11 protein-coding genes are annotated in these 15,112 nt (G+C 52.0%); 5 read left to right on the top strand and 6 right to left on the bottom strand.

Annotation, left to right across the window (positions count from 1 at the left end; genetic code table 11):
* The first annotated feature begins 80 nt into the window (after positions 1-80).
* Positions 81-2,768 carry a hypothetical protein gene (locus CA13_RS19925; protein ID WP_146399595.1) on the top strand — a complete coding sequence of 896 codons (2,688 nt, stop codon included), beginning with the start codon at positions 81-83 and terminating at the stop codon, positions 2,766-2,768.
* A gap of 305 nt (positions 2,769-3,073) precedes the next feature.
* Here the strand turns inward: CA13_RS19925 and CA13_RS19920 are convergent, their stop codons facing one another.
* The 4 genes from CA13_RS19920 to CA13_RS19905 form a co-directional block, all read right to left on the bottom strand.
* A complete protein-coding gene (locus CA13_RS19920; RefSeq protein WP_146399593.1) occupies positions 3,074-3,883 on the bottom strand; it encodes a hypothetical protein in 810 nt (269 codons plus the stop codon).
* Between the two features lie 298 nt (positions 3,884-4,181).
* Entirely contained in the window at positions 4,182-6,812 is a 2,631-nt protein-coding gene (gene glnD / locus CA13_RS19915; protein ID WP_146399591.1) for a [protein-PII] uridylyltransferase, read from the bottom strand.
* Positions 6,812-7,150 carry a P-II family nitrogen regulator gene (locus CA13_RS19910; protein ID WP_146399589.1) on the bottom strand — a complete coding sequence of 113 codons (339 nt, stop codon included), beginning with the start codon at positions 7,148-7,150 and terminating at the stop codon, positions 6,812-6,814. Before CA13_RS19910 ends, glnD begins: the two co-directional genes overlap by 1 nt.
* Positions 7,151-7,436: 286 nt before the next feature.
* Positions 7,437-7,988 carry a cob(I)yrinic acid a,c-diamide adenosyltransferase gene (locus tag CA13_RS19905; RefSeq protein ID WP_146399586.1) on the bottom strand — a complete coding sequence of 184 codons (552 nt, stop codon included), beginning with the start codon at positions 7,986-7,988 and terminating at the stop codon, positions 7,437-7,439.
* An 86-nt stretch (positions 7,989-8,074) separates the two neighbouring features.
* Between CA13_RS19905 and CA13_RS19900 the strand changes: the two genes are divergently transcribed.
* From CA13_RS19900 to cydB, 3 genes are all read left to right on the top strand, one after another.
* Positions 8,075-8,530 carry a bis(5'-nucleosyl)-tetraphosphatase gene (locus CA13_RS19900; RefSeq protein WP_146399584.1) on the top strand — a complete coding sequence of 152 codons (456 nt, stop codon included), beginning with the start codon at positions 8,075-8,077 and terminating at the stop codon, positions 8,528-8,530.
* A 381-nt stretch (positions 8,531-8,911) separates the two neighbouring features.
* A complete protein-coding gene (locus CA13_RS19895) occupies positions 8,912-10,339 on the top strand; it encodes a cytochrome ubiquinol oxidase subunit I (RefSeq protein WP_419195130.1) in 1,428 nt (475 codons plus the stop codon).
* Positions 10,336-11,364 (top strand): cytochrome d ubiquinol oxidase subunit II, encoded by a 1,029-nt coding sequence (cydB, locus tag CA13_RS19890; protein ID WP_146399580.1) that lies wholly within the window; start codon positions 10,336-10,338, stop codon positions 11,362-11,364. The genes CA13_RS19895 and cydB overlap by 4 nt, the downstream gene beginning before the upstream one ends.
* Before the next feature lie 32 nt (positions 11,365-11,396).
* Here cydB and CA13_RS19885 read toward each other — a convergent pair whose 3' ends face one another.
* The gene (locus tag CA13_RS19885) at positions 11,397-13,088 is read right to left on the bottom strand and encodes a transglutaminase-like domain-containing protein (RefSeq protein WP_146399578.1); all 1,692 of its coding nucleotides are present in this window, start codon (positions 13,086-13,088) and stop codon (positions 11,397-11,399) included.
* 342 nt (positions 13,089-13,430) lie between these two features.
* On the opposite strand from CA13_RS19885, the gene CA13_RS19880 reads away from it, so the two are divergent.
* Positions 13,431-14,135, top strand: a complete 705-nt coding sequence (locus tag CA13_RS19880) for a hypothetical protein (RefSeq protein ID WP_146399576.1) — start codon at positions 13,431-13,433, stop codon at positions 14,133-14,135.
* Positions 14,136-14,205: 70 nt separating this feature from the next.
* Here the strand turns inward: CA13_RS19880 and CA13_RS19875 are convergent.
* Positions 14,206-15,112, bottom strand: a 907-nt coding sequence (locus CA13_RS19875) for a hypothetical protein (protein ID WP_419194603.1), incomplete at its 5' end; no start/stop codon positions are given.

Here is a 15,112-nt window from a genome sequence, read left to right as displayed (position 1 = left end):
CCACCAGCAGGGCTTTTTTCGGGTATGCTGGCCTCGATTGCTTCCCGCTTAATTCCTACCTGATGACTGAGTGAACTTTCATGAAAACAATGCTTCGGTGGCTGGCCCGTTTAATGATTTATCGCACACGTTTTCGCAATAGAGATTGCCAGAAACTCCAACTTGGGGCGTCCCTTGCCGAGGATCGTGTCATTCAACATCGGCAAATGACTGTTCTGATCAGCTTGGTTTTGGTTTCGAGTTCGATTTCAAATTCGTTTGTAATTGCTCGCGATCCCGAATCGCTCGCTGTTATGAGTGACCAATACCCTCGGGCGTTCTTTTTTCGTGGTGCCGAACGCGCTTACAGCGAGAAGGCTTACCCGACTTATGAATCGTGGCGAAGTGATTTTGATCGACTTCAAGGCATCATGGGAAAATGCTTAGATGAAGAATGCTTGGGGCGGGAAATCCGCAACCCCGAGTTCTTCACTCGCTTCAAACGCGAACACCCAACTCAAGCGGTACTACTGCATTTCAACGGTAACGCTCGCGATCCTCGCTACCAAACCGAGAATTTTTTTCCTGGACATTGGATCTACGATACAGCGATCACGATCACTTCGGACGTTGCGCCGGAATCGGGGGAATCGGTGATCCATGTTGCAGATACTCAAACATTCAAAACCGCTTCGGGGCGATACAAAACGTCGAACGACGATATCGCCTTGTTCGGCATCACGGCAGATGGCAAACATGACTGGGAGCACTGTGAACAAGTCCAATTGATCGACGTTGATCCAACAGCCAACACGATTCGTGTGCGACGCGGTTGTTATGGAACTCGGCCGCTGCGGTTTACCGCGAATGCATCTCGTGCTGCGGCGCATACAACCGAAGGACCGTGGGGAAAGAACAACCACCTAATGTGGTACTACAACTACACGACTCACTGTCCACGGGATTCACAAGGGAAAACCTGTGCGGATCGAGTTGTCGATGACTTGGCACAGTGGTTCGGACCAACGGGAAAGTTGGCTGCTTTTGATGGGTTAGAGTTTGACGTATTGTTCAACCGAACCCATGGAGATACCGATGGCGATGGAATAGGAGACGATGGCGTCATCGATGGCGTGAATCAGTATTCAATTGGTGTCGTCGAGTTCGCTCGTCAATTGCGTCAACGCCTCGGCAATAACGTGATTCTTCAAGCTGACGGAGCACTTGGCCGCGACAGTTCGGCAAGTCAGAGAGCGTGGCGAATCTTTAATGGAATCGAGAGCGAGGGTTGGCCAAACCTTCGTGATTGGCAATTCGATGATTGGTCGGGCGGAATGAATCGCCATTTCTTCTGGCGAGAGAACGCCTTTCCTCCCGCGTTGAGCTACATCAATCACAAATGGAACCAAAGCGTCCCTGGAAAGCCCGGCGTCAACGAGCATCCTAATGTGCCGTTTTCAAGTCATCGGTTGACGCTGGCGGCGAGCCAATTTTTTGATGCAGCCGTTTGTTATTCGTTCGCGCCACGTCCCGATCCCGATGGAAAGTTTGGCATCTGGGACGAATTGCGGTGCGGTACCGAACACCGTCTCGGTTGGCTCGGACGCCCACTCGGTCCCGCCGTTCGTATCGCAAAACAACACGATGATTTGCTTTCCGCAACGGGAACGGGCCCACGGCTTGCCAAGCGAATCCGTGGTCCCGTGACAACAAAAGTCACTGAAGAGGGACTTCAAATCAGTAGCACCAACCCGAATACATCGAGTCTTGATTTTCAAATCCGCGGCATTCCTTGCGACCAACCCAACTTGTTCGTGGCGATCAAGATGAAAGGGGCAACCATGAAAGGCTACCCATCTGAAATGGCTCGTCTCGCGCAACTTGGTGTTTCCGGCGGCATGATCGATCTGTTAGCCCAACCACCGCTGGACACGGGACTTAAGACACGTGCAGCGGATCGCGAGTGCCCACTCGATCGCAACACCGGAGCCAATGTAGCCAGCCGCACCTACGCAATCAACGGAGAGTCCTTGCCCGCGGTCTTTGTCCATCCGCCCTATCGGGATGTAAAGGGATACACGTTCTGGACCCAAGAAGCGGACGTACCGCCTGATTCAGAACTACGTTTTTCGACTGGAATGGGCCAACTGAGCCCGGAACGATCCGATGGCGTTAGCTTCCAAATTCATGCAACAGAAGTGCTGAACGGGAACGTAGGTCGTCAATATGTTCCCCTCTTTGAATACACCACGAATAGCCATCAATGGATACCACAAGCAATCTCGCTCAAGTCACTGTCGGGTAAACGTGTTCGATTCAAATTCATCGTCGATTGCGGGCCAAAAGATAATTCAACAACCGACCAAGCTTATTGGGGAGCCGTGAAGATTGTCAAAAAAGGTGCACCCGAAAATGAAATCACGAAGTTCGTCCAGCATATGACGTGGGTCAACGATCGAATTTTTGAGTCGGGGTTCTATTATCACGACATTCGATCGAGTGAAGTGGATTTGCAGTTAACGGTCGAGAACAACGAACCCATCTGGATCGAATCCATTACTGCCCATGCTCATAGCGACGCAATCTACCGCGTCTTTGAACGCGGGATTGTTCTAGCGAACCCGTCGCGATCCCCGTACACGTTTGACTTGGATGCGATCGCTCCTGGGCTGTGTTTTCAGCGATTGCAAGGCACGAAGTCACAGGACCAAAAAACGAACAATGGCCTACCGGTGAAGGGACATGTGACACTGAGCCCACTTGATGCATTGTTTTTGCAACTCAAGTAGACGGAGATTGGATGGGGGTATTCGGTTGTCGGCGAAACCTTCACCAAGCAACCCCACCATCAGGGAGTGGCCAAAAAAGAAGGGCCATGGTGAAGCCCTCCCTGCCTCACCATGGCCCATCAATGCTGGAACGATGACACCGATCGTTCCACCCTCCCAATCCATGGTGCTAGTATCATCGGCAAGGTCGCCGCCAGAACTAAACCACTTTCAAGAGTGATACAGATATTTTTTTAAAAACAATGAAAAACCGCAGCTCTTCTGGTCTGAAGAACTGCGGTCGGTGTAAAAGTTTACCGGTTAGGCTAATGGCAACAACCGCCACCGCCCGAATCACAACTCGTACAGTAAGGCGGGCACCTGGGCGGCCCCTTCAGTAAATGGCAACTCGCCTGCGATTTTTCGGCGCAATCGCACATACCATGAATATGCTTGTGATGTTTTGCACACTGTTTCATTCGTTCTTGTGCGAAACCGTCCCAAAGCCCCGAGGCACATGGCCTGCTCCGAAAAGATTGGAGTGAAGTGGATGTTGGCAGATTAGGACCTCGACGAGGAATGCAAACGTATTGATCCGGTTGCTTGCAGGCATGACGATGCCCCGCGAAACAACTGTCACAACCGCGACCGTCACACGCTTGGCACCCACACGCCGGTGCCCGATATGCACCTTGGCAGGACGCGCAACCACATCCTCCACCATGCATCGGTTGAGCCTGTATCGCACCCTGGTAACCCATAGAAACGTGGTTTGCAGGCATCGGCTGTTCCAAGTTAGTGGTTTCCATCGATGGCGCATTGACCAAATGTTGGGATTCAGGATCCGGGATTGGCAACGGAGCCTGCGAACTCGAATCATCGGGCAATGGTTGATAGGAGAACCCGTCTTGGTCCTCTACTTGGGGAACATCTAGCTGCATCTGGGGATCGGACCATGTTGGTTGCTGCGACACTAACTGGGATGCTGGATCGGACGACAAATCGGAATCACCAACGAGTTGTGGCTCATTGAAATTCAGCTCGTCGAGCAACGAGTCCAAGTCATCGTTAGCGTAGGCGCGGGGAACGACCAGTACAGCGACGCTAAGAGCGACGATTGATAGGAACTTATGCATAGAAGGTACTTCCATGTAGAGAGGATAGTTGGGGGCTAAAACAAGCCAGGCTCCATTCCACAATGCGACTCTAGCGAGCTTGAGGGACGAATACGTGATCACATCGTGCTAAACGAATCCGCTGGCTATCGAAATATGCCAGCGCGTCAAGACATATTCAAATGGAGCACGAGAAATTCGAAACGAAAACCCTCGCACGCCTTCCTGTTTTCGATGCAAGTAAGGAACTTTCTCTAACCGCGCATGTTTCGCAATCGATTAGAATCCGCACGACCGCGATAGACGAACGGTAACCAAGTTACTTCGTCGCGCGGAGCAACGCTTCTTCAATACTCGCTTGCCACTCAGTATCGAGAATCCGGTTGCCTTCACGATCCGAGACGTAAAAGACATCAGCGACTTGATCTAGATGCGTATCAATTTTGGCAAAGTGCAACACCACGCCCTGTTGGACAAACGCGGACGCGACACGGTACAGTAGCCCCACTTGGTCGTAGGCAAAAAACGATACGATTGTGTAACGATCCACCGTATCGTTATCAAACGTGACCTTTGTCGGTAAGACATTGACTTGGTCACCTTCAAAATGTTTCGATGACCATTTACGACGCTGTGGCGGCAATGGTTCGTCTGGCGAATCAAGTAGATTGCGAACTCGCGTACAAATCTGTTCGATTTGTTTTTCCGGCGGACAATCAGAGTAGTCGGGATCGTTCACCCAAAATTCATCCCACGCGACTTCGTCAACAACGGTTTCAATTTGTGCTCGCAGAATCGACAAACTAGCCGTCGTGAATGCACCGGTCGCACGTGCGAAAGTACCAATCGATTGTTTGGGTTCGCGCCGCACGACCGTATAACGCACCGCAGACAATGCCGGATCGAATTGTGCAAGACAAATCGAACCACTATTGGCATCCAACTTTTCGGCAATCTCTCGCAATTGATCTGCAAGCGGCTCCGGCTCACTTCGTGTCAGCAGCGCCAAGGGCATATTTTCGAGCAGTTTGAAACTCGATGCCGGTGCATCGGTGACGTCAAGCCGCTTGGCAACTTCGCCGCGGATCGTCGCGATCTCAGGATCATCTTCACTGCCAGGAAGGTTGCCGGTATCGAAGTAACGACGGGTCCGCCGATACAAATCCTCGATCAAACTCATCTTCCAATCGGTGAGCACATCGGGGCCAACCGCTTGCAAGTCCGCGACGGCGTGAACGATCAACAGCTCGAGTCGCCGAATCGAGCCCACTTCGGCCGCAAAGGAAAGCACGATTTGTGGATCACTCAAATCATGACGAAACGCCACGACATTGACAATCAAGTGCTTTAGCACCAACCAATGCAACGTCTCGGCGGACGCTGCGTCCAACCCAAGACGCTCGGCGGTTTCAAGAGCAATCCGAGCACCGACGGCACAATGCTCTTCATCGTAGCCTTTGCCAATATCGTGAATCAGCAGTGCAAGGTGCAACAAACTCTTGTCTTTGAGACGTCGATACCGACGCCCCATCGGCGACGGATCGTCTTCAAATAGCGTGGCCGCTTCGACAGCACGAATGCAATGCACGTCCACGGTATATTTGTGGTAAGCATTGAATTGCAGTAGCCCTCTGGTTCGTTTGAACGCTGGAATAAACTGCTCGATAATTCGCAGTTCATGAAGTCGCCTCAGCAATTCGGCCAAGCGTCCCGGCCGGCTTAGCAAAGCCAAGAAAGCACCGATCGATTCTGCGTCGGGCAACTCCGCCGGTCGTTCCTGCATTGCTAACCGAATTGCTTGCCAAGTGCGATGAGAAATCCGGCGTCTGTGCTGATTTGCCAAAAACATCAAACGCAAGACATCTGGCAAACTGGACGCAAATTTTTCGAGTGCTTGATCGGGGACCCAAATGTGTTTTGGGCCCATCCGAATATGATCTGAGATTTTACGAGAAAAAGTGCGTTCGACGATGTGATGCAACAGCGGTTGAGTGCCTGCGTCGTCCGCAAAAAACGCCGAGGCATATCGAACATTGCGTGTGTTGTCGAAGTAATCCTGCATGAACTGCTCGACAGGCAACTTTCCTTCTTCGCCAGGATATCCCCACGCTTTGGCGATTTCCATTTGCATCGGCCGATCGAGAACGTCTTGGCTCTTCTTTTCACGAAAGTGAATTTCGTTGCGGACACGAAGCATAAACTCCGCCGCGCGTCGGAGCACGCGGTAGTCCTCTTCGGGCAAACCGCCAAGTTTGACCAACCGTTCGAGGTCGGTTTCACCGTAGAGCGCAAACCCGATCCAACGGATGAGTTGAATGTCACGGAGCCCACCGCGTGATCGTTTGACGTTTGGGCGGAGCAAGTAATTGGTTTCGCCCCATTTCTTTCGCTCTTCACGTCGCGCGGCAATCACATCGGCAACGATTCGTTTGTGTCGCCGCATCGCTCCTTGACGAAGCGTATTAAAGAACTTGCTGTAGAGCTGCAAACTGCCCGAAAGCAAACGTGATTCGGTAAGCGAGGAATAGATAACAGGATCTTGCCAAGCAAGCGTGCAGGCTTCGATCGGCATCCGAATCGAAAACCCAACCTGAATCCCAGCGTCGACCAAATTACGGGTCAGGTTGGCTGCGATATCATTGGCGAGAAATTCGGATTCTCGCGTGGTCAGCAGCATCAAGTCGGCGTCGGAATACGGCGCGAGATCCCGCCGACCAAATCCTCCGTGGGCGACAAGCGAGATTCCGCCGAGCGCCTCGTCGCCATCACACTGTTCGATGGCATCGTTCCAAACATCAAGGACGATGTCATCATAAAGGTCCGCCAATCGCGCCGATACGAGGATCCCTTGCGAACCGCTTTCATGCTGGACTTGAGCCTTTGCTCGTCCATCGCGAAGCCGCTCGCGACATCGAATCACGACTGGGCGTAGCGTAGTGCCGGCACTCACTAGATAGCGTCTTCGCCACGTTCACCAGTTCGAATGCGAATGGAGTCTTCGAGATTGGTCACGAAAATCTTCCCGTCGCCGATTTGGCCCGTTTGAGCTGTTTGCAAAATGGTATCAATAACCATCTGCAAGTTTTCGTCCGCACAAATCACTTCAATTTTGACTTTGGGAACAAAGTCGATGGCATATTCGGTACCTCGATAGATTTCCGTATGCCCTTTTTGACGCCCAAATCCTCGTACTTCACTGACGGTCATGCCGTGAATTCCGTGATCCGTCAGGGCATTCTTCACATCTTCTAACTTGAAGTGGCGGACAATGGCTTCGACTTTCTTCACAACGGTACCTCGATTTCCTCGATTAGCTTGTCACTCTATTGGCTTAAGTCAGTGGTCTCACTGAATTCAGTAGCCGCATTGTACACTCGCGGTCGCCCCTCACCAGCGGTCACTTCGGCAGAACAATACAAAACCATGCCACAAGCCTCTGGGATTCCACTTCACATTAAGATAACCGGGCTCTTAGCCAGCTTCTACGCCCTTAGCAGGGCCGATTATTGTCGCCTTCACAGCCAATCAGGGGTGCTTGATGCCCCATTTTGCCGTAACAAGGGGCGACAACCAACTATCGTGGCCGCTCCCAGTGAACCTCTGCTACGCCCGCCTCGACGTTGACAACCCGAGCAAGGACAAAAAGCAGGTCACTGAGCCGGTTCAGATAGACAATCGACGCCTCGGTCACTTTCACGTCATGCCGGCGGACCAGCGTAACGACCCGACGCTCAGCTCGCCGGCAAACCGCTCGAGATAGATGCAATTGGGTCGCGGCTGTTGTCCCCGCAGGAAGAATGAAGTTCTTCAGCGGCGTCAGGGTTTGCTCGTGCTGGTCGATCCATTGTTCCAAACGAGTGACATGACTTTCATTGATGATTCGCATGTCATGCTGGTCGGGGTCGGGTGTCGCCAATTCCGCACCAATCGAAAACAACTCGTTTTGGACTTGCTGCAATTGAGCATCAATGGTTTCGGAAACTTGCTCCGATCGGGCAGTGCCAAGAACCGCGTTGAGCTCATCGACCGTTCCGTAAGCCTCGATCCGATCGTCGTCTTTGGAAACTCGCGGCCCGCCGAACAATCCTGTGCTGCCGGAATCGCCGGTTCGTGTGTAAATTTTCATAATGGATACCTAATCAGAAAAACGATCGATGCACAACGGCCACGTTTTCACAACCGCCACCAATTACAACCACCACCAGAAACTTCATGAAGATCCAGCCCAACGGGACCGTTCACGCCGCAGGCATCCTGCTGTTCCGAAAATCCCCCAAGCCCAAGTTCTTGCTAATGCGGCATACCGATCGTTGGGATCTTCCCAAAGGTCACAGCGAAGCGGGGGAATCATTCGTGGAAACCGCCCTTCGTGAGACCGAAGAAGAAACTGGCATCCCCGCCAAGGATATCGCAATCGACCCAGACTTTCTATTCCAACTCAGCTACCCCGTAACCTACAAGAAAACCGGCGACAAAGTCTTCGAAAAAACAGTTCAGTATTTTCTGGGCTTCTTGAAAACGCGTCCCCAGTTAATCTTGACCGAACACGAAGCAGCTGAGTGGTTTGATTGGAACCCGCCTCACCAAATTCAAAACAAGACGATTGACCCCTTGTTAGCCGCCGTCGCCTCCCACATGGAAAGTGTCAACCAAGAGCCAACGGTTTGAATCATTGAAATGGGAATTGTCTTTTCGTTACCAGAGCTCGCCCGATAGTGGACCGCACGGCGTAGCCGATCAATTCTCGAAGCATCGTCTCTCATCAGCATCGTCTCTGGGCACACTTTAGGCTGGTGAAGGGCAACCCGATTTGGGGGACGAAAGGAAACCGTGGGATGTACAAAGAGGTGATTGGTCAACACCGAGAATCCCATCAAACAGCGACCAACAGTCTGCGGCAATTAGTCACACTACTAAATTGCGAGGCGGTTTCTATAGTGCGTTCGCAATGATTCCCTAAGTGGAACCTTTCTTTTTTTGACGCGAACCAACTTGAGCCGACTCGTGGATGTTGAACTTCTTAGCAGGCTACAGTTTGCGGGAACGATCATGTTCCATTACCTGTTTCCGCCCCTTTCGATTGGACTTGGACTGCAACTATTTCTCTGTGAGATTGCTTACAACTGGACGAAGAATCCAGTCTGGGAATCGGCGGCTCGTTTTTGGACTCGCATCTTCGCCGTCAACTTTGCGATGGGCGTCGCCAGCGGGATAGTGATGGAGTTTGAGTTCGGCACGAATTGGGCCGCTTACTCTCGATTCGTCGGCGATGTTTTTGGTTCGGCACTAGCTGCCGAAGGAATCTTTGCGTTCTTCCTTGAAAGTGGTTTTTTAGCAGTGCTGGTTTTTGGCTGGGATCGTGTCGGGCCAAAGTTTCATTTGTTTAGCACCGCAATGGTTTTCTTTGGTTCCGTCTTTAGTGCGGTGTGGATCGTTGTTGCGAACAGTTGGCAACAAACCCCTGCGGGCTACAAAATCGTTTGGCAAACGATCCAAGATAAACAGGTCCCACGTGCCGAAGTGACCGATTTTTGGGCGATGCTTTTTAATCCATCAAGTGTCGATCGATTGACTCATACCGTACTGGGCGCATTCGTCTTAGGAGCGTTCTTTGTCGCATCGGTTTCGGCGTATTACTTGCTCAAAAATCGCCATCTCGATTTTGCAAAGAAATGCTTGGCCATCTCGCTGCCGTCGGCACTTTTGTTTTCCACGCTGTCAGCGATTTCAGGGCATGGCTCGGCACAAAAATTAGCAGTGACTCAGCCAGCCAAGCTCGCCGCCATCGAAGCTCATTTCCATTCTGCCGACCAACCGACGGGCCTAACGTTATTTGGTTGGCCCGACGCCGAGTCCGAAACGGTCCATTTCGACATCAAGATTCCGTATCTTTTGACGTTCATGGTGCACAATGATTTGTCAACGCCTGTTGCAGGCCTCGATCAAATTCCACTCAATGATCGCCCACCGGTTTGGATTCCGTTTCAGATGTTTCATTTGATGGTCGGCCTTGGCACGGCCATGATCGGCTTATCCTTTTTGGCGGTGTTCTTTCAAATCCGAGGCAGCTTGGCAAACTATCCATGGCTATTGTGGGGAATTATTTTTTCACCCGTCGCGGCGATGATTGCCAACCAAGCAGGATGGATCACCGCAGAAGTCGGACGACAACCTTGGATCGTGTATCCGTCGGTTCAAAATGGCGTCGCGATGATGGGATTAAGAACCAGCGAAGGATTGAGCGAATCGGTAGTCGCTAGCCAAGTTGCCAGCTCCATTGCGATGTTTGCAGTGATCTACTCGCTGCTGTTTGCCGTTTGGATTTTTGTTCTTAATGCAAAAATCAAACATGGCCCCGACAGTGTCGAAGAAATGGAACAACTCAAAAAAGAGCATCGCGATGAATCGATGCGAGAAGCGATCAGTGATTCCGGACGAAGCTACGGTGGTTCAATGTTGGAGGATACAGGCAAATGAGTTACGAACTACTAACCTTTATCTGGTTCCTGCTATTGGGTGTGCTTCTGATTGGCTATTCCGTGCTCGACGGATTTGATCTTGGCGTTGGAATCTTGCATCCCTTCGTGGCCAAGGATGACCGCGAGCGTCGCTTGGTCATGAATTCGATTGGCCCGCTCTGGGATGGCAACGAAGTTTGGCTAGTAACGTTCGGTGGAGCGTTGTTCGCCGCGTTTCCAAATGCCTATGCAACTGTCTTCAGCAGTTTCTACGAAGCGTTTCATTTACTGCTAGCCTGTTTGATCGGGCGAGCGGTGAGTTTGGAATTCCGGTCAAAGGTTCATTCGCCATCATGGCGACGTGTTTGGGACGTTGGTTTCTTTGTGTCATCGTTTGTGGCGGCACTCCTTTTAGGGGTCGCCGGTGGCAATGTTTTGGCTGGCATGAAATTGGGACCGGATTTCCTGTACGCCGGATCGTTGCTTGACCAACTCTACTGGTATCCACTCTTGGTTGGCCTATTGACCGTGTCGCTTTTTGCGATGCACGGAGCGATTTTCTTGTATATGAAAACCGAGGGTGAATTGCAGCAACGAGTGCAGAAACGCATCACCAAGCTATTTTTGGCGTTTGCCGCAATGTATGTCATCGTCACGATTGCCACATGGATCCATGTTCCTCATGCGACAGACAATTTGAAACGGTATCCGGTCCTTTGGATCGTTCCGATCGCGAATGCATTGGCGGTTCTAAACATTCCTCGTGCGATGCATTTGGGCCGCCCCGGTTACGCGTTTTTCTCGTCCGCGATGGTGATCTTGGCGCTTGCTCTGTTGTTTGCGGTGGCGATTTTCCCGAACTTCGTGATATCGACCATCGACCCCGCTTTTGGGGTGACGCTCGAAAATGCCCGCAGCAGTGCCGGGACACTACGAAACATGCTCATCATCGCAGTAATCGGCATCCCTTGTGTGCTCAGCTATACCGTCGTGATCTACTGGATTTTTCGCGGCAAAGTGAAACTGGATCCTGCCAGTTATTGAGACCTGCGAACGACTAAGAAAGGGGCAATCGGCTAATTCGACTCGTCATACCGAATCGCCGAAGGAATGACTTCGATGTCATAAGCACCGAGGAAATCGAGAACGGGGATGAGTGAACGATTCACATCGGGTTCACTCAGGTTGCTGGTCACCAACGTCAATCGATCCGCTGCCGCGATGCCGCCGGTGGTCGCGTCGAGCGAAACCCATGTTCCATCGACATAGGCAAGCGTCCAAGCATGGTACACCAACTTGGGCTCGAGAATGTTCTGGTACTGGTACCCAAACGCCACTCGCGAGGGAATCCCTTTTGCACGCAGAAGTGCACAAAGCAAAACGGCGTAGCCTGCCGAATCTCCTTCGGCGGTTCGAGCGACATCCGACGCTCGTGGAAACATCTGTGCCGACCGATCCCACTGCGTCAATCGATTGGTCGACCGCGTCAACTCTAACGCCAACTCAAGCTGTTCCAATTGATTAGCACCAATCGCAGCTTGGGCAATGCGGCGCACCATCGTTTCGCGGTAATTGACCATCGCGTTGGGCTGTGAATCGTTGACATCCGCATCAAGGTCGACTTTGACAAAACGGTTCTTTGCCGGCTCGTCTAGTCGCGTTACCAGCACCAAAAGGGAACCATCATCCATCTCCCGAACAAATTGATTCGGCTGAGGTTTGATCAGAGCGTCTTCACCTTTGGCTGTGGTGGAATGAGGGACTAATTTGTAACCAACTCGCCTCGTTTGTTCAGGTTTGTCGATATCACCTTGGATAGGCGTCGATGCAACAGCAACCGATTCTTCGGCCTCGGGAACGTCGTTCAGAGCGGTACGCATATCCGTCCGGTAGGCGACAAGTTCAAGAGCAGGATCGTAGGTTCGTTGAATCGCTCCTTGCTCATCGGTCCAAACGACATAAAAGCTTCGATCGTTGTCGCCTCGATCCACTTGGACACTCACTTCCATCATCCGATGGTCTTGACGGTCAAGCAAAGGAATTGCGGTAGGACCGGAGCATTTCATGCGAAGGGAAGCGACCTTTTGCGAGATCGGCAAAATCATTTCAAAAACGCGGACCTCGCCCGCTTCCATCGGATCACGGCGCATCGAGGCTTCGACCGCCACCAAGCCCCGAATCTTTGGATTCCAATCAAGTTTCTTGACGGAACTTTTGTTGCCGCGAATTTTGGTTAGCGAAAAACGGTCTTCCTCGACCATACCGGTACACCGCGTGACGACTGGGCCGACACTAAGCTGCGTTTCAAAACTGATCAGTCGCCCGTCAAGTTCCTCGCTGCTCTGCTCGGCTTTGCGTTGAACCAACTTCGCGTCCCTACCACGATTTACAATCACGCTGTCTTCGAAAGAGTATTTGACCCGTTGATTGGGTGCATCTCCTTCGACATCGGCGGAAATGTGACCAAAACCAACGTGTTGGTTCTTGATGTAATAGGCTTCCCACCCGACCCATTCGCCCTTGAACATGGTTTGAACTTCGGGAATTTTGTCGCCCGAGGGGGCCGCATCAGGATCGTCCATCGGACTCAGCCGTGCCGATCTTTTTTCGGGCGGAACGAGCGGGGCACGCTCAGGAACGTCACATCCCGAAAACAACGCCAAAAGGACAAGCCCCATCGCGTGGGCCCGCCCAAAGCCGTTTTGGACGCAAAAACGTGAATATCGTGCTTTGGTCACGCCAACCGCCTGAGTTGAAAAAGATTTCATATTTAAGTATGCAAAAAGTGCGTCTGCAAAAACGCCATTGTAATCATCGATTCGCAATGCGTCTTGGTCACTGCCCCCGATCCTGGAAATCACACGCGGTGCTGAGAAGCAAGTGACGCCGCCGCCGTTCCAATTGCAACGGTTAGCAAGGGACTAACGAATGTAGGGCCACTAAGGTGGGTTGAGGATCCCGGATCGGTAGTGAATCCCCGACGGGGCCAGGATTGTGACCTAGCGTTGGGTGTACAGATCTCGCAGCGGGGACTCTTCGCTCAAGTTCTGTCGCATTGCTCATTATCACACACTACACAGCCACGAAGTGAAACGGGACTGGAAACCAACATGGGTTTTCTCAAACGCATCCTCCGAAACGCCGTCAGCGACGACACCGCACAAGTCATCAGCAGCGGCAGCTTTGAGACGTTAACGGATGAAGAGTTGCAGACACACATGGGGATTCAATCCTATGGAGTGTTCGACCTGACCGACGCGATCCGCCCGTCGTACGATCTGCAAATCGTTCCACGCCAAGGGTTTCGCTACGACGAATACGTCGACGAAACGAGCGGTTCGGCTACGCCAGTGATCCTGGCAGCAGCCACCCGCCATCGACTGATGGATCTGTTCTTGGAACTGATCGATCCGCTCGGCCCGGTGGTCGACGTGGTCCTCGAAACAAGCCATCAAGGCAATACAGGACACGAGGACCTGTATCGAGAACACATCGACGCGCCCGTTCTGAAAAGCACCTTACTTGAATTTGAAGACTTGTTACTCAACGATGGTTGCACCGGTATCGCCGTGATCAATCCTGGCAAACGCCAGGAAGTCCAACTTGACGAACATAAACTGCTAATCGCCTATGGCAATCCACTCGAAGATTACTCGAAAGTGTTGATCGAAGGCGATGTCTATCCCGACGACGAAATTCGCTTTATCACCGAAGCCGAGCACGTTCACAGCAGTAGCGAACGCTACACCGATGAATTCAACCAATTGAAAAATCACTTAGGCATGGACGGCGAAGAATTCGCCGGTGCTTGGTAGTCATCCTCACCCCCAAGCACTCAGCACCAAAGCCACCGATTCACCGGTTGCTTGCCACGACGGCCATTGACTATTCGATTCCGTCGGCTTTGGCTCTCAACGATGTCCATTCCCGCTCGGTGACTTCCTTCATCTGCTTCACTTTCGGACGGATGTTGCCATTGGAATCGCCAGTGATATCGTCGGTCTTTTCGAGCTCCGAAACCTCGGGAAGCGCCTCACTCATCGACTCGGACAGCGAGAAGTGACCCGAATTTGCTGCCTCTTTTAGGTACGTTTGTGCAACCATCCGATGGCGTAGGCTTTGGATGGCATCGTAACGATACTGCGCCAAGACCGCCTCGAGTTGCTCTTGCTTAATCTCTTTCTCGGCAGCGAGAACGATTGCACTTTTCACCTTCGATTTTGGCTTTTTCGAATTTGATCGAGCCGGCACATCTTGCTGATCGAGCTCGTCGGCACGCAACAGATGAGACTTTGCCATACAGATTTCTCCAACAGTGATGCATCGATTTATCAAGTCGTCCGAAGGAACGTCCTTGCCTGTTCGAATCGCTTCCGCGAACGCCGCGAACCGCTCGGCAAAAGATTCAATACCTGCGTTTCCATCGGTCATTGCAGCCGAAGCGGCCAAGTCCAACCATGCCACATTCTGTTCAAGCGACAGGCTCAACTCATCCTTTTTTGACGTTCCAACTGACGCGCAACTTTCCTCAAGCCGATCGAGTGCCCCATAACACAAAGGCCAATACGTCGATTTGGCCGCAACGAACCAACCACGGTCAACCACAGGACAATCGTCGGTCGCATGAATGACCGTTCGGCCTTCCCATCCGCATTCGCGGCAGCCAAATCCGTCTCCGTTTGGGCTTGGGCCACAGACAGACTGCCAGCACCGACCATAAGAAGCGAAAAGAAAGAGCCGTCGTTTCCAGCGAACACGACGGATCGCACAGGAGCAAAGAAGGGCAGCAACC

Origin of the sequence: Novipirellula herctigrandis, assembly GCA_007859835.1 — a bacterium.
Classification (GTDB): domain Bacteria; phylum Planctomycetota; class Planctomycetia; order Pirellulales; family Pirellulaceae; genus Novipirellula_A; species Novipirellula_A herctigrandis.
This window is presented reverse-complemented; position numbering and strand designations above follow the sequence as displayed.

What these genes read in the sequence shown, in the direction of transcription:
- CA13_RS19905 (WP_146399586.1), bottom strand. Translation starts at nt 7,988, where the DNA reads ATGAAAATTTACACACGAACCGGCGATTCCGGCAGCACAGGATTGTTC.
- CA13_RS19895 (WP_419195130.1), top strand. Translation starts at nt 8,912, where the DNA reads ATGTTCCATTACCTGTTTCCGCCCCTTTCGATTGGACTTGGACTGCAA.
- CA13_RS19900 (WP_146399584.1), top strand. Translation starts at nt 8,075, where the DNA reads ATGAAGATCCAGCCCAACGGGACCGTTCACGCCGCAGGCATCCTGCTG.
- cydB (WP_146399580.1), top strand. Translation starts at nt 10,336, where the DNA reads ATGAGTTACGAACTACTAACCTTTATCTGGTTCCTGCTATTGGGTGTG.
- CA13_RS19920 (WP_146399593.1), bottom strand. Translation starts at nt 3,883, where the DNA reads ATGCATAAGTTCCTATCAATCGTCGCTCTTAGCGTCGCTGTACTGGTC.
- CA13_RS19880 (WP_146399576.1), top strand. Translation starts at nt 13,431, where the DNA reads ATGGGTTTTCTCAAACGCATCCTCCGAAACGCCGTCAGCGACGACACC.
- CA13_RS19925 (WP_146399595.1), top strand. Translation starts at nt 81, where the DNA reads ATGAAAACAATGCTTCGGTGGCTGGCCCGTTTAATGATTTATCGCACA.
- CA13_RS19885 (WP_146399578.1), bottom strand. Translation starts at nt 13,088, where the DNA reads ATGAAATCTTTTTCAACTCAGGCGGTTGGCGTGACCAAAGCACGATAT.